This window comes from Paucisalibacillus globulus (assembly GCF_900184735.1).
Classification (GTDB): Bacteria; Bacillota; Bacilli; order Bacillales; family Amphibacillaceae; genus Ornithinibacillus; species Ornithinibacillus globulus_B.
Genome location: NZ_LT855392.1, coordinates 30,194 through 48,439, shown reverse-complemented (window position 1 = coordinate 48,439; position 18,246 = coordinate 30,194). Strand labels below are relative to the sequence as shown.

The following is an 18,246-nucleotide window of genomic DNA, read 5'->3' as shown; positions in this document are numbered from 1 at the left end:
TGTCAAATAAAGTGTGTAAGTGTTAATCACACACCTAGATATATTTGAGAACCCTATCCTTTAATCGGTCATCCATTAATAGCTGGTTCATGGCTATGGACCAGTTTTGGATATGACCACCTTCCCATTTATTTTCTAATTCTTTAACTCGTAAATAAAGAACTTTTAGTAGGGCATTCTCGTTTGGGAATGCTCCTTTTTTGGTTGCTTTTCTAAAGCTAGAGTGGATACTTTCCACCGCATTAGTGGTATACATAATTCTGCGGACCGCACTACCAAAATCATATAGTTGTTCAACGTGCTCAAAATTACGTTCCCAGACGTCAATAGCTCCTGGGTAAGCAGACCATTGTTGTTTAAAGGTTTCAAATGTACTTTGACAAGCCTTTAGACTCTGAGCTCCATAAACCTTTCGTAAAGAGGAGGTAAATGCTTTGTAATCTTTACTTGGGACGTATCTAATGGAATTCCGAATTAAATGTACAATGCATCGTTGAACGATGACATCAGGGAATATGGAGCGGGCACCTTCCTCTAATCCAGATACGCCATCCATAGAAATAAAGAAGATATCTTCGACCCCTCTAGCCTTTATTTCATCGAAGATTTGCATCCATTTATGCTTGCTTTCCGTTTCATTTAGCCATAGACCAAGAATGTCCTTTTTTCCTTCCATGGTATAACCTAAAATAGTATACACGGCATACTTCTTTGTTTCATATTGATTGCGAATGGTTGTGTACATGCAGTCCACAAATACAAATGGATAACAGTCATTTAACGGACGAGTTTGCCATTCTTCTAAGTCGGGCAGCACGGTATCAGTGATATCAGAAACCATCTCATGAGAGACTGAAAAGCCATAAATGTCTTCTATTGTTGAAGAAATATCTCTTTGAGACATTCCGCGTGCATACATGGCAATTACCTTATCCTCTATTTCGGAAACATCCTTTTTACGCTTAGGAATAATTTTAGGCTCAAAAGAGCCATCACGATCTCGTGGCACTTCTATTTTTACTTCACCAGCACTAGTATTTAGGGTTTTCTTTCCATAACCGTTTCTTCTATTATCTGTGTTCTTTTCCCCTTTATCATTGGAGTTGAAGCCCAAATGATGATTCATTTCTCCTTTTAACATCGTTTCAAACATAGGGCCAAATATATCTTTTAGTGCATTCTGCATGTCTTGTACGGATTCTGGTTGATATTGTTCTATAATTCTATTAGCTAACTCTACTGCCTTTGGATCACGCTTAGATTTCGCCATTATAAACAACTCCCCAATCATTTATAGTTATAGTGTAACAATAAAAAAATAAACTGCGAAGTAAGAGCCGTACGCTCTCTTACTTACACAGTTTATATTACACTCCCCCAATTAGAGAAAAACTGCCCTTTATTTATCTTCAAAATATCTTGTTCTTATTCCCCAGAAGCCTTAGCAAGTCTTTCTTGTTCTTTTTCCTGCTTAGCTACTTCTAAGAATTTCTTAGTTTCGTAAACAACTACACCGGAAAGTCCGAGTAGACCAATTAAGTTAGGGACTGCCATTAAAGCGTTCATGACATCTGAAATACCCCATACTAGATCTAGAGTTTGTACGGCACCCCAGAAAATGGCGATAACAAATGCAACACGATAAATTGGAACTACTTTATCGTTAAATAAGTACGCAAAACATTTTTCACCATAGTAAGACCAACCAACCAGTGTAGAGAAGGCGAATAGAACAATACCAATAGTTACGATGTAGCCACCCCAGTCACCTAAGAAATGTGCAAACGATGCTTGTGTAAGTGGTCCACCTTCTAATCCACCACCAGCTAATCCCGCCATAACAATTGTAATTCCTGTGATAGAACACACAATAATCGTATCTATAAATACTTGAGTCATAGATACAAGCGCTTGACGTCCTGGATAGTCCGTTTTAGCTGCAGCAGCTGCAATTGGTGCAGAACCAAGTCCTGCTTCGTTGGAGAATACACCACGTGCAACCCCGTAGCGAATTACGGTACCTAAGATACCTCCTCCAACCGCACTAGCTGAAAAAGCATCTGTAAAGATCAAGCCAATTGCTGCAGGTACAATATCAAAATTCATTACAATAATGACAAGTCCACCAAGAACATAAAATAAAGCCATAATCGGAACAAAGAAAGCGGTTACTTTTCCGATCGATTTAATACCACCAATAATAACTAAACCAGCAAACAATGTTAATGCAACACCAGTCGCCCAAGTTGGGATGTTAAAGGAACTCTCTAAAGCATCTGATACTGAGTTGGATTGAACCATATTTCCAATACCAAATGCAGCTATAGCACCAAAAATAGCAAAAAGTATGCCCAACCATTTTGCGTTTAATCCTTTTTCTAAGTAGTACATCGGTCCACCAGACATTTCTCCTTTACTGTTTTCCACACGGTATTTTACCGCTAGAATTGCTTCGGCATACTTTGTCGCCATCCCAAATAATGCGGTAATCCACATCCAGAAGACTGCCCCAGGTCCACCGAGTACAACCGCAGTTGCTACCCCGACGATATTCCCTGTCCCAATAGTGGCCGCCATGGCGGTTGTTAAGGCTTCATAATGGCTTATGTCTCCTTTTGAAGCTTTGTCTTGTCTTTTAGGGCTAAATGCGAGTCGTAAAGCATATGGAAGTGTACGGAATTGCAAAAAGCCTAATCGAAGAGTTAAGTAAATCCCTGTCCCAACAATTAAGATTAATGTTGGTGGCCCCCAGACAAAACTACTAATATTGTTGATTATCTCTTGCATATTTCTCCCTCCCTTTTGTCCTATTATAGATATAATATTTAGAACATTCAATATAAATTACAAACTATTTAATCATTTCACTTAATTCTGTGAACTAGTTTGATTATAATAGGTTTGAAGGGTGGTTATGAATAATGATTCGTGTATTATTTGTTTGTCTTGGTAATATTTGCCGTTCTCCAATGGCTGAAGCTGTATTCCGAGATATGCTTGTAAAAGCAAATTTAACAAAACTAATTGAGGTAGATTCTGGTGGTATTGGTGGGTGGCATGTTGGAAAAATACCTCACCAGGGCACAAGGGATATATTAGATCAACAAAATATTTCCTACATAGGAATGAAAGCTAGACAAGTTTCTAAAAAAGATTGGGACGATTTTAATTATATTATTGCGATGGATGACCAAAATATAAAAGACCTACAGAATATTAACTCGCAAAATACCGATATTGTGGTAGCGAAATTAATGGACTTTGTGGAAGATGCTAAAGAGCGTGAGGTTCCCGACCCATACTATACTGGGAAATTTGATTACACATATGAACTAGTGATGGAAGGATGCTCTAAACTTCTTTCGTATATTAGGGAAAAGCATAACATATAACAAAAAGGAGAGGTCATCATGGGTAAAAGAAGATTGATTTCAAGCATTGCTATAGGAGCAGCTTTAGGTGGTGCAGCAGCATTATTTGATTGGGAAACAAGAAAATATACCAAGCATAAACTTCAAGTAGCAAAGAACAAATCTACGGATATTATCAGGAATCCTGCATTATCAATCCACAATGCAAGAATTGCAATGGAAGAGTTTAGTGAAAGCCTAGTGTATCAAACAGAAAACGCTGCTAATGCGCTACAGACAGTAGAGAACTCAATTGCTCGAGTCACTTCAAAACCAAAAAGATTAGAAGGCTGAACATGAACCTTATATAGGAGGTTGGAGTTTGAAGCAAATCATTACATTTATGAAAAAGCTAATTGGGCGAATATTAGAGGAAGAAAGTTTTGGTTTGTCCGCACAATTAGCTTATTTCTTTCTATTATCACTTTTTCCCTTACTAGTAGTTGTCATTACCTTAGTCGGTTATCTACCAGTTGATGCAAATATTCTAATTCGTATGCTTTCATCTGTTGCCCCTCCCGACTCCATGCAAATAATTGAGGAAAATGTGATGAATTTAGTATCGCAACAAAATGGACAACTATTATCAATAGGGATTATAGGGACACTATGGGCTGCATCTAATGGAATTAATGCGATTATGCGGGTGCTGAATAGTGCATATGAGGTAGAAGAGGATCGTTTTTTTATTGTAAATCGACTAATTGCAATTGGGCTAACGTTTGCAATGATTGGTGTGCTCGTTCTTGCCATCTTACTCCCAGTGCTTGGTAGGATGATTGGAATTTATTTATTTTCCTTTTTTGGATTATCAGATGACTTTCTATCAGTATGGGAAATGTTACGCTGGGTACTTACATCAATTGTATTCTTTATCGTATTTCTATTTCTATATAAAATTGCACCAAACGTTAAAGTACTTTTCCGAGAAGCATTTTGGGGCGCACTGTTTGCAACAGTAGCCTGGCAATTAACTTCCTACGCTTTCTCATATTACGTTTCGAACCTAGGTCACTACTCCGCAACATACGGCAGCCTAGGAGCAGTCATCACACTCATGATCTGGTTCTACATCTCCGCCTTCATCGTCATTGTAGGCGGCATTCTCAACGCAACACTAAGCAAATTCAAAAACGGAGACTGACTCAAGTCAATTCTCCGTTTTTGTTTTAGTATTTTTTTTATAATTAACAATAATTTATTTCAACAACCGTAATCCATTCAAAATAACCAAAATCGTACTCCCCTCATGACCAATAACCCCCAGAGGAAGATCCAACACCTCAAAATAATTAGATAGAATCAATATAGCAATAACACCAATTGAAAAAACAACATTCTGTTTCACAATCCTATTCATCCGACCAGAAAGCCTAAACGCATTTGTAATTTTAGACAAATCATTCTTCATTAACACAACATCTGCAGTTTCAAGCGCAACATCTGTACCTTCACCCATAGCAACACCTAAGTTCGCAGTTGCTAATGCAGGTGCATCATTAATCCCATCACCAACCATGGCAACATTATGGTATCTGTCTTTTAACTGTTTAAGATGGTTTACCTTTTCTTCTGGAAGACAGTTAGCAATATACGCATCAATACCAGCTTCTTCCGCAATTGCTTTAGCAGTAAGATCATTATCCCCAGTCAACATGATGGTTTTAATTCCTTGTTTGTTTAGGTTTCTAATGGCTATCTTTGCTTCCCTCCGAATAGTATCCTTCAATGCAAAGACCCCAACAATTTTATTATCTGTTTTAACAAATACCACGGTTTTACCTTCCGTTGCTAATTTTGATAAGATTCCATCATGGAATGATTCAGCTAGTTCTATACCAACATAATCAGGCTTACCAATCTGCCAAAGCTTACCATCAATCTCTGCCTCAACGCCATTACCATGTACCGTTTTCATGTGATTAACCTGAATTTCTTTTATATTAACCTTTTCCTGACTATAAGCAGTGATTGCTTTTGCAAGAGGATGGGTTGATTCATTCTCGATGGCACCAGTAATTGCAATAACCTTATCTACATCACGATCTGAAGAAAAATAAGCATTTGTCACAATTAATTTTCCATTGGTTAATGTACCGGTTTTATCAAAGCCGATCGCTTTAATTTGACTTAGATTCTCTAGATGAACGCCACCCTTAAATAAAACACCTTTACGCGCGCTATTTGAAATGGCGGAAAGAGTCGCAGGCATAATTGATGCAACAAGTGCACATGGTGAAGCGACAACAAGTAGAATGATAGCTCGATATATACTAGTTTCCAATGTCCAATCAAACAATAAATAGGGTAAAAACATCATGACTCCAAAAGCAATTAGAACAACTTTTACATAGGTCCCTTCAAAACGTTCAATGAATAATTGGGAAGGGGACTTTTCATCTTGCGCGGATTGAACCATATTAATAATCTTTTGAAACATGGTTTCATGAGCATCTTTTGTGATTTTTACCGTAATCGTCCCATCAAGCGAAACGGTACCAGCTAAGACCTCATCCGCTATATTTTTGGTTACAGGTAAGGATTCACCGGTGATCGCACTCTCATCAATCGCGGTTAAACCTTTCGTAATAATCCCATCTGCCGGAATTCTTTCTCCTGCACGCACCAAAATTACATCCCCGATAGATAATTGGTTGACAGAGACTACCTCTTCTTTTCCATTTGAAATTTTAGTTGCTTCTTCTGGTTGTAGTTTCAGTAGAGATGATATCTCTTTTTTACTCTTGTTCATCGTATAGGTTTCAAGAGCCCCTGATAATGCAAAAATAAAAATTAAAATAGCGCCCTCTGTCCAATACCCTATAATTGCAGAACCAATTGCTGCAAAAATCATTAGCAACTCCACATTTAATTCTTTATTATGAATGGTTTCTGTTATTCCTTCTTTTGCTTTTGCATAACCACCAATCACAAATGCAAGAACATGTAACAATACAAAGGTAGTTTCTGACATATGTTTTTCTGATATCCAAGTTAATAGAATGATTAGCCCACTAAATAGTGCGGCAATTAGCTCTATATGTGGCTGAATTTTACTAATAAAATTTATATTATTCCGTTTTGAGTGAAGTACTGGTGACATACTATTATTAGCTTCCAACTTATCCCCTCCATAAATGAAATTAATAATCGTTTTCAACTAGATTAGAATTATTATTATTTAGTATTAATTACTATAATATCACCATTGTAGATATTGTCAAATGGTATTTGAGTTATCCTGTTGTTTCATTGTTAAAGAGAAACAAAGTGAACAGAATTTTCCGATAAACCTAGAAGTTGATTTAACTAATTTTCACTGTTACAATCAAAATTGTTGAAATAATATAACAGTTATCCGAGGAGGAATATTTAAATGAAAAAGCTTGGTGTTTTTTCGATAATATTTATTGCACTTCTTATTTTAGGCGCATGTGGAAGTAATGAAGATAAGGAAGCAGAAGTTGAGGATAAAATATGGGCTTCTATTGAAGAATCAGGTGAGATTGTCGTAGGTACTGCCGGTACATTATATCCTGCTTCTTATTATCCAGAAGGTTCGGATGAATTAACGGGGTACAATGTTGAAGTTTTTCGTGAAATTGCAGATCGATTAGGGGTAGAGATTAAGTTTGAAACGATGGCATTTGATGCGATGCTTTCTGCATTACAAAGTGGCAGAGTAGATATGATACAAGCAGGACCAAGGGAAGAAAGCCGTGAGAAATTTGCATTCTCAGAACCTGTTAAGTATTCTTTTGCTACGATGATTGTTCGGAAAGATGATTTATCTGGTATTTATACACTAGAGGATTTAAAGGGGAAAAAAGCAGGAGGAGCTGCGACAACCGTATATAGTGCAATTGCCGAAAAATATGGTGCTGAAGTAGTTACATATGGTAATGTAACAAATGATGCATATTTACGAGATGTACACAATGGTAGAACGGATACAGTAATTAATGATTATTACTTGCAAAGTCTTGCAATCCAAGCATTTCCAGAATTCAATATTACGTTACATCCTGATTTGAAGTTCCACCCAACAACGAATAATGTTGTCATGCAAAAAGAAGCGACGGTGTTAATGGAAAAAGTAAACGAAATTATTGCTGATATGAAAGAGGATGGCACGTTAACCGAGATTTCAGCAGAGTTTTTCGGTGGACTTGATGTTTCTAAGGAACCAGAAGAGGAAGTTATTGAAATCGAAGGCATTGAATAAGGTGATATCATGTTCGAAATTGATCATGTACAACTAAAGAACTTGTTTGATTTCCAATTAGCTTGGGAGAGTCTACCTTTTCTACTAGAAGGTGTTCCAATGACCATTTCCTTAGCTATTCTTGGAATGGTGATCGGTTTACTCCTAGGTTTCTTTATTTCGTTAGGTAGGAGTTCAAATGCGATTTTTCTTAGGTTGCCTTCTAGAATCTACATATCTTTCATGAGAAGTACTCCTATAATTGTTTTTTTATTTTTAATATATTACGGTCTTCCGATTATAGGAATTGAACTAACTGCATTTGTTGCTGCGGCAATTGCTTTTGGTTTAAATAGTGCTGCTTATATCGCAGAGATTTATCGGGCTGCTTTATCCAGTGTTGATAAAGGACAGTGGGAAGCAGCGAAAGCATTAAATATTGGATATTGGAATGCAATGAGAGTAATTATTTTACCGCAAGCTATTCGAATTGCAATCCCTCCATTAGCCAACGTGTTTTTAAGTATTATGCTTGGTACATCATTAGCTGCTATCATCACCGTCCCAGAGCTTTTTCAAAAATCTCAAATAGTTGCAGGACGTACCTTTGATGCGATGACCATGTATATATTAGTAGCATTAATCTACTGGCCAATTGGTATTGCAATATCCTTCCTACAAAATCGCCTGGAGATTCGATATGGGAAATATATAAAACAGGAGATCCAATAATAGTTGGACCTCCTGTTTTTTATGGAAAGTGTTTAACTAGCATCAACTATCGTTTCTACAACATTATTCCTTTTTAACACCATCGCTACGATAATGAATCCCAACACAATGGCAATCATATAGAAGAAAGATACCCCTGGTAATAATTGAATAAATAATCCACCAAAATATGGCCCCCCAAGACTACCAATACTAAAAGCAATACTACACAGTAAGTTCCCAGCAGGTAATAAATTAGGTGGAAGAAGGTCTGTCATATAGGAGATACCCATCGAGTAAGTTGATCCTACGAACATTCCTGCTAGTGTAAAGAATGTAAATAACGCTACAGCTGAATCCTCTAAGAATGCTGCTCCGATAAAGCAAGCAAGACCAAGTGTTAAGATAATCAGTAGTATTTTTCGTCTACCAATACGGTCACTTAAGATCCCAAGTGGTAACTGGGTAATCAAACTCCCAGCTGCAAAACAAGGAATGATCAGGGAGAGTATCTGTACATCATGTCCAATACGTAATCCATATATAGGAAATGTTGCGTGTAATGTCGCTTCTAAGAACCCATATGCTAGTGGTGGAAGCAGGGCAATCCATGCTATTTTCGTTGTTTGAATAAACCGTTTAAGTGAACTTTCCTTTGTAGCGGTTACACCCGTATCTTCATCTGCATTTGGCCAATTGTTCCTTACAAATAACATGAGTGCCCAAACAATCGTACTTAGCAGTGCAGAGGCAATAAATGGCAGTGCTTCATTTACTTCCATTAGTCTCGTTAATAAAGGTCCAATCGCAAATCCAAAAGAAAATGACATCCCATAAAGTGAGATGCTTCTTCCACGGGTCTGTTTATCTGCTGTAGATGTTATCCATGTTTGTGTGCCGAAGTGAAGCATATTATCACCAATTCCAATCGCAACCCGCAAGATAAACCAGAACCATAGAGATTGCCAAACAGGAAATAATGCCAAAGAAATGATAACGAGTAATCCTCCGACAATGATAATGGGTTTAAATCCATATTTTTGCATGGGTTTCTCCATAAAAGGTGATGCTAATAGGACACCGATATAAAGTCCGGTCGCATGTAATCCATTTAGGGAGGAAGATACCCCACCTTGCTCTAGAATAATTGCTAGAAGTGGTAAAAGCATCCCTTGAGATAACCCAGATATCATAACAAGTGCAATAAGAATCCAAAAGCGAAATCGATTTAATACCATTTTGTTCCCCCTAAAGATGATAACTATGTATAAAATGTAAACCCTCGAAAAAACTAAGGTAAGAAATCTAAGGTAATAGCATTGGGCGAATACCTTAGATACACTTACTTATGCAGAACAGGAAATTACAATTTCCATACTGCAAAAAAGAGAGGAATGGACAGATGAAGAATAAATATATCATAGCATTAATTACATTTCTACTAGTGCTCCAAGCTCCAATTTTGATCTCTGCAGCGGAAAAAAAGGAAGAAACAAAGAATCAATTCGAAATTCCAAGTCATGTCGTGGATATTTCAAAAGAAAATACATTTCCCAATTCTACTGAAGATGAAGAAGTAATTGAGCCAAGTGAATTAACACAAGAATTAATGGATAGTACGGAGGTTCCGATAAGTAACCCCAATTTAATTAAAATGCTAAATGAGTCCTCAATTGATCCATCGCCAATTGGCTTTGGCTACCGCGGAATGGTATTTCTAGGACGTTGGCCACTTAACTACGAATCTGATGATACCAATATTAATTGGGAGTATCAAAACATAAATGTTAATGAACTGAATAATATTGGTGGTAAGGATGCTCAGAAATTAAGTTATAACCAGCAAGCACAAAAGGAAATTAAAGGTGCTTTAACAAATAAAATCGCTAACCCAGATGATGTGAAACAAATGATGATTATAAAAGCCAAACAAGAAACAAAATTACCCCTTTCCTATGCAACAACAATTGGAGCAGGAACAAAAAAAGGCAATTCTTATAGTGTTCCATCACAAAAGTACGGATATCTACACGCATTTGCTCCAGCTGTAAACGAGAAAGGGAAGGTAACATTTGGAGAAGTATATATTCAATTAAAAGGCACCAAGAAATCATTGGTTATTAAAAATGTAACAAAACAAGGAATTGGTGCATGGATTCCAATTCAAGACCATGTATCATTTTCGGTTGAGATAAAGTAACTACTGAAATTCTAAAAGGCTCTGTACATGCAGGGCTTTTTACAATGCATTCTTTTTATGATGAATCTTATTGATGGTGTTATGGTGTTGAAATGATACATAAGATCTCTTTATAAATCAAATTATAAATCAAAAAAGAAAACTGTCTTTTCGGAAAATGGAGTCTACTTATTTTTTCTATAATAGGGGTTGATTTTTATGCTTTATTGCTTTAGTATGATAAAGTAATAAAGTGATAGTTTCTTAGGGGGAAGAAAAATGGAATGGGTAGTAGTTATTTCGGTATTATTAATGACAACTTTAAGTTTGTTCCGAGTAAATGTTATAGTAGCCATTATCATTTCAGCAGTTGTAGCTGGATTAATGTCTGGGTTAAATATAATTGAATCTATTGAAATGCTAATTAGTGGAATGGGAGGGCAAGCCAACACTGCATTAAGTTATGTGTTGTTAGGTGCTTTTGCTGTAGCCATTAGCTATACAGGAATTACAACCTTATTAGTAAATTTCTTAATCAGAATCTTAACAGGAAAGAAGACGATGTTATTACTTGCTATTGCAGGTGTAGCTTCCTTATCACAAAACGTAGTACCAGTTCATATTGCATTCATCCCTATTCTGATACCACCGTTATTAAAGCTATTTGATCAGATGCGTATTGACCGACGGGGAGTTGCTCTTGCACTAACATTTGGACTGAAGGCTCCATATATCATGATACCTGCGGGGTTTGGACTCATTTTCCATGGTATTATTCTAGATGGCATGACACAAAACGGTGCAGATATTACGTTAAGTGAAGTATCACTTGCAATGATAATCCCTGGCTTAGGGATGATAGTGGGATTATTAATTGGTGTATTCTTCACATATCGTAAAGATAAAGAGGCCCTGCCTGATGTAGAAGGTATGGCTAATATCGTTAAGCCGATAGAAGAAAAAGTGACATTTAATACAAAACATTTACTTACGATAGTTGCCATTTTAGGTGCACTTATCGTACAAATTATTACAGGAAACCTAGTATTAGGGGCATTAACCGGACTTATCTTGATGGTTGCCTTCTTCGTTGTTCCATTCTCTAAGAGTGACAAGATTGTCGCTGATGGTGTCAGTATGATGAGTACGATTGCATTTGTGATGCTTGTTGCATCTGGTTACGGGACAATTCTAAAAGAAACAGGTGCAGTTGATGCGTTAGTCGAGGTGTCATCAGGTTTCTTAGGGGATAATAAGATATTAATCTCTTTTGTACTTTTACTAGTGGGATTAGTGGTTACAATAGGAATTGGCTCGTCCTTTGGTACGATTCCAATTATCGCGGCGTTATTTGTACCGATTTGCTTAGCAGCTGGTTTTTCACCGCTAGCAACTGCTGCATTAATTGGAACAGCAGGTGCCCTTGGGGATGCTGGTTCTCCAGCTTCCGACAGTACATTAGGACCGACATCAGGATTAAATGCAGACGGCAAACACAACCACATTTGGGATACTTGTGTTCCTACGTTTATCCACTTTAATATTCCATTGTTCATTTTTGGATGGGCAGCATCACTATTTTTGTAGAATAAATATCGAGGTTTTTGCAAAAGGTAAGAAAAAAATAGGTGGGGTATCTATGCGTAAACTTATGGTAACCACCCTGATATTTTTTCTTGCCTTTTTTTGTATTCAATTCAATGAGGTAGAAGCTCGGGGTTATGGTTGGGGATATAAAAAGAATTCAAATAACGAAATTCCGGATGTTGGAAAATATAGTGAAATCCTACGGGAACACGGTGCATATTATGTAGACGATTCCGGTGAAAAAACACTATACTTAACATTTGATAATGGCTATGAACAAGGCTATACAGATGAGATATTAGATGTATTAAAGAAAGAGAAGGTTCCAGCAACTTTCTTTGTAACAGGGCACTACGTCAATTCTGCGACCGATTTAATAAAACGAATGGTTGATGAAGGTCATATAATAGGAAACCATTCTTATCATCATCCAGATTTTACAACAGTGAATAAAGAAGTAATGAAGCGCGAATTAGAAACATTAGAGCAGGCTGTGTCAAAGGCTTCTAATCAAAAAGATATTAAATATGTGAGGCCACCTAAAGGAATGTTTAATCAACAAACACTAGAGTGGGCAAATGAACTAGGATATATTCACGTATTCTGGTCCATAGCAATCATTGATTGGAATACAAATGCTCAAAAAGGTTGGCAGTACGCTTATGATCAAGTAATGAAGCAGGTACATCCAGGAGCCATTATCTTACTTCACGCAGTATCGGAGGATAATGCAAAAGCACTGGAGAAAATCATTCAAGATTTGAAAAAAGAAGGATACACTTTCAAGAGTTTAGATGATTTTGTAATAAAGAAAAAAATGCCACAACCTATTTATGGGTACTAATTGATGCATAATTATGTGAAAAGCTCCTCTATCTAAGATGATAGGGGAGCTTGTTTTATTTCATATTCTTATTCAGTTGGTTCAAAGTCTTCCAATTCTAATTTAATAGCAGTTTTCAGTCTTCACGTACAAAACGAACACCGTCAAAATCAAAAGTATATCCCCAATCATTGTCTACTTCCAAAATGGTTACGCTAGCTTTTCCGTTTTCTTCCTTTCCGTTAAAGGTCGTTTTAGCGTTTACAAAAACTATTATCACTGTATAACCATCTGATTCCAGAATCTCTGAGATTTCAATAAAATCAAAACTATATTCATCATATTTTATAAACCAATTATCAAATAATTTACGTATTTCTTCCTTATCAACATCGAATTGGGCTTCTGGCGGAATCCACATCTGGTAGAAAGTCTCGAAGTCTTTATCCATGACTACTTTAGTAACTTCATCCAAGAACGTCTGAATTCGTTGTTCCAATTTTTCATCCTCTGTTAAAGTAGATTCTTTTGGATTTGTAGTAGTATTCATACCTGAACAACCGGCTATAAAAAGTATAATTACCAAACTAATAAAGACTGTATTCTTAACAGTCATTATTAACACCAACTTTCGGTTTTAATTAAATAGATTAATTCTCATCATAGATAGTTATGAAATAAGATGGAAGAATATGTTTTTTGAACAAAACACTTGAAAGTCAAAAAAGGTCAGAGTATAATAAAGTCATAAGGTCAAAGATAGTCAAAGTCAAATTTGATCTTTATACTTACTTAATTAGGAGGAATGGATATATGAAGTGTCAACAATGTGGTGTCAATGAAGCAAATATCAATATGGCTATGCAAATGAATCATGAGAAGATGCAAATGCACCTATGCAATTCATGTTTCCGTGAAATCCAAGATAATATGATGAATGCAAATGGACTTTTCCAGAATCCATTTTCAGATAGTCATGAAAATGATTTTGCGTCAAACTTTTTCCAAAATAATGGTCAAATGAATTCACATACAACAACAAAAACGAAACAAAAACAAGCAAAACGAAATGGTCTATTAGATCAATTAGGTAGAAACTTAACCGATGCTGCGCGTTCTGGTAATATCGACCCAGTAATTGGGCGTGACCAAGAAGTGAAGCGTGTCATTGAAACCTTAAATAGAAGAACAAAAAATAATCCTGTTCTAATTGGGGAACCAGGTGTTGGTAAAACAGCTATTGCGGAAGGATTAGCTTTAAAAATAACAGAAGGCCAAGTTCCTGCAAAATTAATGAATAAGGAAGTATATATATTAGACGTTGCATCCCTTGTTGCAAATACTGGGGTACGTGGTCAATTCGAAGAGAGAATGAAACAACTAATCAAAGAGTTGCAACAACGTCAAGAGACAATTCTGTTCATCGATGAGGTGCACTTACTAGTTGGGGCTGGTACTGCAGAAGGCTCGCAAATGGATGCAGGTAATATTCTAAAACCAGCTTTAGCTCGTGGAGAGCTTCAAATTATTGGTGCAACCACATTAAAAGAGTATCGTCAAATTGAAAAAGATGCGGCACTTGAACGTCGTTTCCAACCAATAATTGTTAAGGAACCATCTACTGAAGAAGCAGTACAAATATTAAATGGTATTAAAGATAAATACGAAAAATTCCATGAAGTGCGCTATTCTGATGAAGCAATCCAAGCGTTTGTAACATTATCAGATCGTTACATTCAAGATCGTTTCTTACCAGATAAAGCGATTGATCTAATGGATGAGGTTGGTTCTCGTTTGAATTTAGCTAACGCACAAAAAGATTCAAACTCTATCCAAAATAGACTAGATGAGATAATAAAAGAAAAAGAAGCAGCTGCAGAACAAGAAGACTACGAGAGAGCGGCTAACTTACGCTACCAAGAGATTCAACTGCAGAAACAACTGGAGAAAGCAATAGGTGAAGAACAAGTTATCGATGTAGATGTGTCAGATATTCAACTAATTGTAGAAGAAAAAACAGGTATTCCTGTGACAAAACTACAAGCAGATGAACAAGAAAAAATGAAAAACATCGGTGATAATCTTCGTAAAAAAGTAATTGGTCAAGGAGAAGCCGTTGATAAGGTAGCAAAAGCAATCCGCCGTAGCCGTGCAGGATTAAAATCGAAGCATCGTCCAATAGGATCATTTCTTTTTGTTGGTCCAACTGGTGTCGGTAAAACCGAGCTAACGAAAGCACTTGCTGAAGAATTATTTGGTACTCGTGAAGCAATGATTCGTCTTGACATGAGTGAATATATGGAGAAGCATTCCGTGTCTAAACTTATCGGATCTCCTCCAGGATATATCGGTCATGACGAGGCTGGCCAATTAACAGAACGTGTTCGTCGTAACCCATATTCCATTGTTTTATTAGACGAGATTGAAAAAGCACATCCAGATGTGCAAAATATGTTCTTGCAAATCATGGAAGATGGCCATTTAACAGACTCACAAGGTAGAAGGGTAAGCTTTAAGGATACAGTAATTATCATGACAAGCAATGCTGGAACTGGTTTAAAACCGATTACTGTCGGTTTTAATAAAGAAAAACATGAGTCTGTATCCGTATTAGAGAACTTAAGTGCTTACTTCAAACCGGAGTTCTTAAACCGTTTTGACGCGATTATTAACTTCAATGAATTAACAGAAGAAAGCTTAATGAGCATTATTGATTTAATGTTAGCTGAACTTACTGACACAATTAAAGAAAATAATATTGAAATTACCATTACAAATGACGCGAAAAAAGCACTTGTAAAACTTGGATATGACCCTAAATTTGGTGCACGTCCACTTCGCCGTGTCATCCAAGATAAAATCGAAGATCCATTAACAGACCTTCTATTGGAAGAAGAAAATGTGGATAAGGTTCATGTATCTGTGAAGAATGGTGAAGTAGTAGTAACTAGAGCATAGCCATGAAAATAGTAAAAACGCATTGGTTCAAAGAATCCAATGCGTTTTTTCTTATATTCCAGTAAGTATCAAACCTAATTCTTTATTAGATAAGAATTCTCCTGAAGACGAATCGAAACATCATCAATTTCAGACATCATAAGAGCCGTTTGATAACGTTTCTCCACAGTCTCTGCGAACTCGATATACGATTCTTCTGGAAGAGACTTTTGCCAAGCGAACTGGAAAGAAAATAAATCTTTATCCTGTTTCTCCAATGGATTAAACATCATATTTTCTTTGGTTACTAACATATTGGCACTTGCTGCTAGATTTAAGAGTAATACTTCCAAAATTTTTAATTCACGTTCTGTTAAATCATGATTTTCTTTAGATACTGTAATATCTACCATTGCTACGTTAATTAAAATCTCCACCTTTAACTACTATTCTAATTGGCTAATTCCTCTAAAGAATGAAGTTTCGTACTCATATCAATTCCCCCTTAATCTACGGTAATATATAATTCGACATGTAGGACAAAAATCCCTTTAAATAATGAGGAACTTACTCCTTTTTGTTTAAATAACAAGCTAAAAAAGACGCAATACCCAAAAATATAAAACTAAATGATAAATACTGCTCTTTTATTGGTACATTATTCTCGACAAAAAGAATGATACCTAAAACTATAGCAACAATCCCAATCCCAAAACTTACTTTTCCAACTAATGTGAGCCCCCTAAACAATGAAAACATCCCCTATTTTTAGTTTACTTACTTTTACGAACTAAAAATAAAAAGGTTTCACATCATATTTCTACCAGAACGTGAAAAGATAATAAGGAACACTAAGTTTCTTTAATAAAGGATGTATCCGTCATGCTGCAATACAGAAGAATTATTCCTTTTTTGATTGCATTTTTCCTGATTTTTGCGGCGTTAGACAGTACACCTGCCCATAGTCAACCTGTCAAAAAGATGGAAGTGCATTTTATTAACGTTGGGCAAGGAGACAGTATATTTGTGAAAACTCCTAACGGGAAAACCATTTTAATTGATGGTGGTCCACCAAAAGCTGGTAATAAAGTCGTTTCTTATTTGAAAGAATTGGGAGTTGAAAAGATTGATCTGTTGATAGCTACACATCCAGACAGAGATCATATAGGAGGGTTACCTGCGGTCATGCAGGAATTCAAGGTTACAAAAATTTTGGACTCAGGTAAACTTCATATTACTAGGGCATATGCAAATTACATGAATGAAGTACGAAAACGGGAAATTCCACTGGTTGTTGCAAGAGAAGGAGAAAACATATCGATTGACTCGTTATTAGATTTTAGAATTTTAAACGCATATGCCAAAAGGAAGAACAATAACCAGTCATCAATTGCCTTAAAACTTAGCTATAATGATATCGATTTCTTGTTTTTAGGGGATATTGAAGATGAGCAAGAAGAAAAAGTTGCGAAGAAATATGATGTTCGTGCAGAAATAATAAAAATTGCACACCATGGTTCAAAAACAAGTAGCTCAGAAGAATTTCTAGAGATGGTTGACCCGGATGTGGCAATTATTACGTATAGCAAATACAATGATTATGGCCATCCAGTTAACCGTGTCATTAAGAAGTTATTTGATTTAGAAACAAATATATTTTCTACAGCAGTTTATGGAGATTTAGTGGTGCATACAGAGGGCGAGCACTATCTTATCTATCCACAAAAGACACCACTTCATGGGCTCTTAGAAAGTTAAAAATAGAAGAGGTCTGTTTCTCACTTGCTTAGATGAGCATGCCGAGAAACTGGCCTTTTTTATTATTTTTTAAAAATAATTACAAATTATGTTGACATATAAAATATTGTGTTATATGGTTAGTTACATAAGTAATTAACCACTTAACGAAGGAGCCTAAAGATGAAGAACCATTTGGATGATAACAAGCCAATATTCCTTCAAATTAAGGAACAACTAGAAGATTCAATCATAAATGACACGATAAAAGCAGGCGAACGAGTACCATCAACTAATGAATTTGCGGCTTTCTATAAAATCAATCCAGCCACTGCAGCTAAGGGAATAAATGAGCTTGTTACGGAGGACATTTTATATAAACGAAGGGGTGTAGGAATGTTTGTAACAGAGAATGCGAAGGATATTTTGATTGAGAAGCGGAAGCAAACATTTTACGAGAACTTCATTTTACCATTGAAGGAAGAAGCCAAGAAATTACGGATTAGTGAAACAGATTTAATGAAGATGATGGGTAGTGTAAAAAGTTCTATGAAAAGCCCATAAAAATAAAATACCCACACTTTTGATGGTGGAAATCTTACCGCCATCGCTCTTGACAAACACGACAATGGTTTACGGGTGTGGTGTCAAGGGCGAA

Annotated in this window: 18 protein-coding genes; 11 read left to right on the top strand and 7 right to left on the bottom strand. The window is 36.3% G+C overall.

Annotation, left to right across the window (positions count from 1 at the left end; all coding sequences use genetic code 11):
• Positions 1-34: 34 nt before the first annotated feature.
• Together BN999_RS11220 and BN999_RS11215 are read right to left on the bottom strand one after the other, a co-directional pair.
• Positions 35-1,270, bottom strand: coding sequence for an IS256 family transposase (locus BN999_RS11220; RefSeq protein ID WP_096271454.1), 1,236 nt, complete (start codon positions 1,268-1,270; stop codon positions 35-37).
• 155 nt (positions 1,271-1,425) lie between these two features.
• Entirely contained in the window at positions 1,426-2,787 is a 1,362-nt protein-coding gene (locus BN999_RS11215) for an alanine/glycine:cation symporter family protein (protein WP_096271453.1), read from the bottom strand.
• Positions 2,788-2,921: 134 nt separating this feature from the next.
• Between BN999_RS11215 and BN999_RS11210 the strand changes: the two genes are divergently transcribed.
• The 3 genes from BN999_RS11210 to BN999_RS11200 are packed head-to-tail and all read left to right on the top strand — an operon-like array spanning position 2,922 to position 4,554.
• Positions 2,922-3,392 carry a low molecular weight protein-tyrosine-phosphatase gene (locus BN999_RS11210; RefSeq protein WP_096271452.1) on the top strand — a complete coding sequence of 157 codons (471 nt, stop codon included), beginning with the start codon at positions 2,922-2,924 and terminating at the stop codon, positions 3,390-3,392.
• Positions 3,393-3,410: 18 nt separating this feature from the next.
• Positions 3,411-3,704, top strand: a complete 294-nt coding sequence (locus tag BN999_RS11205; protein ID WP_096271451.1) for a hypothetical protein — start codon at positions 3,411-3,413, stop codon at positions 3,702-3,704.
• A 28-nt stretch (positions 3,705-3,732) separates the two neighbouring features.
• Complete coding sequence (locus BN999_RS11200; RefSeq protein WP_096271450.1) at positions 3,733-4,554, top strand: YihY/virulence factor BrkB family protein; 822 nt, start codon at positions 3,733-3,735, stop codon at positions 4,552-4,554.
• A gap of 54 nt (positions 4,555-4,608) precedes the next feature.
• Here the strand turns inward: BN999_RS11200 and BN999_RS11195 are convergent, their stop codons facing one another.
• Entirely contained in the window at positions 4,609-6,513 is a 1,905-nt protein-coding gene (locus tag BN999_RS11195) for a heavy metal translocating P-type ATPase (protein ID WP_096271795.1), read from the bottom strand.
• A 273-nt stretch (positions 6,514-6,786) separates the two neighbouring features.
• Here BN999_RS11195 and BN999_RS11190 point away from each other — a divergent pair, with 273 nt between their 5' ends.
• Both BN999_RS11190 and BN999_RS11185 read left to right on the top strand, forming a co-directional pair.
• Positions 6,787-7,635, top strand: coding sequence for a transporter substrate-binding domain-containing protein (locus tag BN999_RS11190; RefSeq protein ID WP_096271449.1), 849 nt, complete (start codon positions 6,787-6,789; stop codon positions 7,633-7,635).
• A gap of 9 nt (positions 7,636-7,644) precedes the next feature.
• Positions 7,645-8,346, top strand: a complete 702-nt coding sequence (locus tag BN999_RS11185; protein ID WP_096271448.1) for an amino acid ABC transporter permease — start codon at positions 7,645-7,647, stop codon at positions 8,344-8,346.
• Between the two features lie 32 nt (positions 8,347-8,378).
• Here the strand turns inward: BN999_RS11185 and BN999_RS11180 are convergent, their stop codons facing one another.
• Positions 8,379-9,563: an MFS transporter gene (locus tag BN999_RS11180; RefSeq protein WP_096271447.1), complete on the bottom strand. Its 1,185-nt coding sequence runs from the start codon at positions 9,561-9,563 to the stop codon at positions 8,379-8,381.
• 164 nt (positions 9,564-9,727) lie between these two features.
• On the opposite strand from BN999_RS11180, the gene BN999_RS11175 reads away from it, so the two are divergent.
• The 3 genes from BN999_RS11175 (at position 9,728) to pdaA (ending at position 12,935) form a co-directional block, all read left to right on the top strand.
• On the top strand, positions 9,728-10,525 hold the full coding sequence (locus BN999_RS11175; RefSeq protein ID WP_096271446.1) for a YfkD famly protein: 798 nt from the start codon (positions 9,728-9,730) through the stop codon (positions 10,523-10,525).
• A gap of 258 nt (positions 10,526-10,783) precedes the next feature.
• Positions 10,784-12,091: a Na+/H+ antiporter family protein gene (locus BN999_RS11170; protein ID WP_096271445.1), complete on the top strand. Its 1,308-nt coding sequence runs from the start codon at positions 10,784-10,786 to the stop codon at positions 12,089-12,091.
• 52 nt (positions 12,092-12,143) lie between these two features.
• Entirely contained in the window at positions 12,144-12,935 is a 792-nt protein-coding gene (gene pdaA / locus BN999_RS11165) for a delta-lactam-biosynthetic de-N-acetylase (RefSeq protein ID WP_096271444.1), read from the top strand.
• Positions 12,936-13,050: 115 nt separating this feature from the next.
• Here pdaA and BN999_RS11160 read toward each other — a convergent pair whose 3' ends face one another.
• Positions 13,051-13,500, bottom strand: a complete 450-nt coding sequence (locus BN999_RS11160; RefSeq protein ID WP_217988476.1) for a hypothetical protein — start codon at positions 13,498-13,500, stop codon at positions 13,051-13,053.
• Positions 13,501-13,727: 227 nt separating this feature from the next.
• Between BN999_RS11160 and BN999_RS11155 the strand changes: the two genes are divergently transcribed.
• The gene (locus BN999_RS11155; RefSeq protein ID WP_096271442.1) at positions 13,728-15,872 is read left to right on the top strand and encodes an ATP-dependent Clp protease ATP-binding subunit; all 2,145 of its coding nucleotides are present in this window, start codon (positions 13,728-13,730) and stop codon (positions 15,870-15,872) included.
• A gap of 74 nt (positions 15,873-15,946) precedes the next feature.
• On the opposite strand, the gene BN999_RS11150 is transcribed toward BN999_RS11155, so the two are convergent.
• Together BN999_RS11150 and BN999_RS11145 are read right to left on the bottom strand one after the other, a co-directional pair.
• Positions 15,947-16,288 carry a hypothetical protein gene (locus tag BN999_RS11150; RefSeq protein WP_141249057.1) on the bottom strand — a complete coding sequence of 114 codons (342 nt, stop codon included), beginning with the start codon at positions 16,286-16,288 and terminating at the stop codon, positions 15,947-15,949.
• A 130-nt stretch (positions 16,289-16,418) separates the two neighbouring features.
• Positions 16,419-16,601: a hypothetical protein gene (locus BN999_RS11145; RefSeq protein WP_096271440.1), complete on the bottom strand. Its 183-nt coding sequence runs from the start codon at positions 16,599-16,601 to the stop codon at positions 16,419-16,421.
• 132 nt (positions 16,602-16,733) lie between these two features.
• Between BN999_RS11145 and BN999_RS11140 the strand changes: the two genes are divergently transcribed.
• Positions 16,734-17,609: a ComEC/Rec2 family competence protein gene (locus tag BN999_RS11140; RefSeq protein WP_096271439.1), complete on the top strand. Its 876-nt coding sequence runs from the start codon at positions 16,734-16,736 to the stop codon at positions 17,607-17,609.
• Positions 17,610-17,771: 162 nt separating this feature from the next.
• A complete protein-coding gene (locus BN999_RS11135; protein ID WP_096271438.1) occupies positions 17,772-18,152 on the top strand; it encodes a GntR family transcriptional regulator in 381 nt (126 codons plus the stop codon).
• The last annotated feature ends 94 nt before the right edge of the window (positions 18,153-18,246 follow it).

What these genes read in the sequence shown, in the direction of transcription:
- BN999_RS11220 (WP_096271454.1), bottom strand. Translation starts at nt 1,270, where the DNA reads ATGGCGAAATCTAAGCGTGATCCAAAGGCAGTAGAGTTAGCTAATAGA.
- BN999_RS11215 (WP_096271453.1), bottom strand. Translation starts at nt 2,787, where the DNA reads ATGCAAGAGATAATCAACAATATTAGTAGTTTTGTCTGGGGGCCACCA.
- BN999_RS11210 (WP_096271452.1), top strand. Translation starts at nt 2,922, where the DNA reads ATGATTCGTGTATTATTTGTTTGTCTTGGTAATATTTGCCGTTCTCCA.
- BN999_RS11205 (WP_096271451.1), top strand. Translation starts at nt 3,411, where the DNA reads ATGGGTAAAAGAAGATTGATTTCAAGCATTGCTATAGGAGCAGCTTTA.
- BN999_RS11195 (WP_096271795.1), bottom strand. Translation starts at nt 6,513, where the DNA reads ATGTCACCAGTACTTCACTCAAAACGGAATAATATAAATTTTATTAGT.
- BN999_RS11190 (WP_096271449.1), top strand. Translation starts at nt 6,787, where the DNA reads ATGAAAAAGCTTGGTGTTTTTTCGATAATATTTATTGCACTTCTTATT.
- BN999_RS11185 (WP_096271448.1), top strand. Translation starts at nt 7,645, where the DNA reads ATGTTCGAAATTGATCATGTACAACTAAAGAACTTGTTTGATTTCCAA.
- BN999_RS11180 (WP_096271447.1), bottom strand. Translation starts at nt 9,563, where the DNA reads ATGGTATTAAATCGATTTCGCTTTTGGATTCTTATTGCACTTGTTATG.
- BN999_RS11175 (WP_096271446.1), top strand. Translation starts at nt 9,728, where the DNA reads ATGAAGAATAAATATATCATAGCATTAATTACATTTCTACTAGTGCTC.
- BN999_RS11170 (WP_096271445.1), top strand. Translation starts at nt 10,784, where the DNA reads ATGGAATGGGTAGTAGTTATTTCGGTATTATTAATGACAACTTTAAGT.
- pdaA (WP_096271444.1), top strand. Translation starts at nt 12,144, where the DNA reads ATGCGTAAACTTATGGTAACCACCCTGATATTTTTTCTTGCCTTTTTT.
- BN999_RS11155 (WP_096271442.1), top strand. Translation starts at nt 13,728, where the DNA reads ATGAAGTGTCAACAATGTGGTGTCAATGAAGCAAATATCAATATGGCT.
- BN999_RS11140 (WP_096271439.1), top strand. Translation starts at nt 16,734, where the DNA reads ATGCTGCAATACAGAAGAATTATTCCTTTTTTGATTGCATTTTTCCTG.
- BN999_RS11135 (WP_096271438.1), top strand. Translation starts at nt 17,772, where the DNA reads ATGAAGAACCATTTGGATGATAACAAGCCAATATTCCTTCAAATTAAG.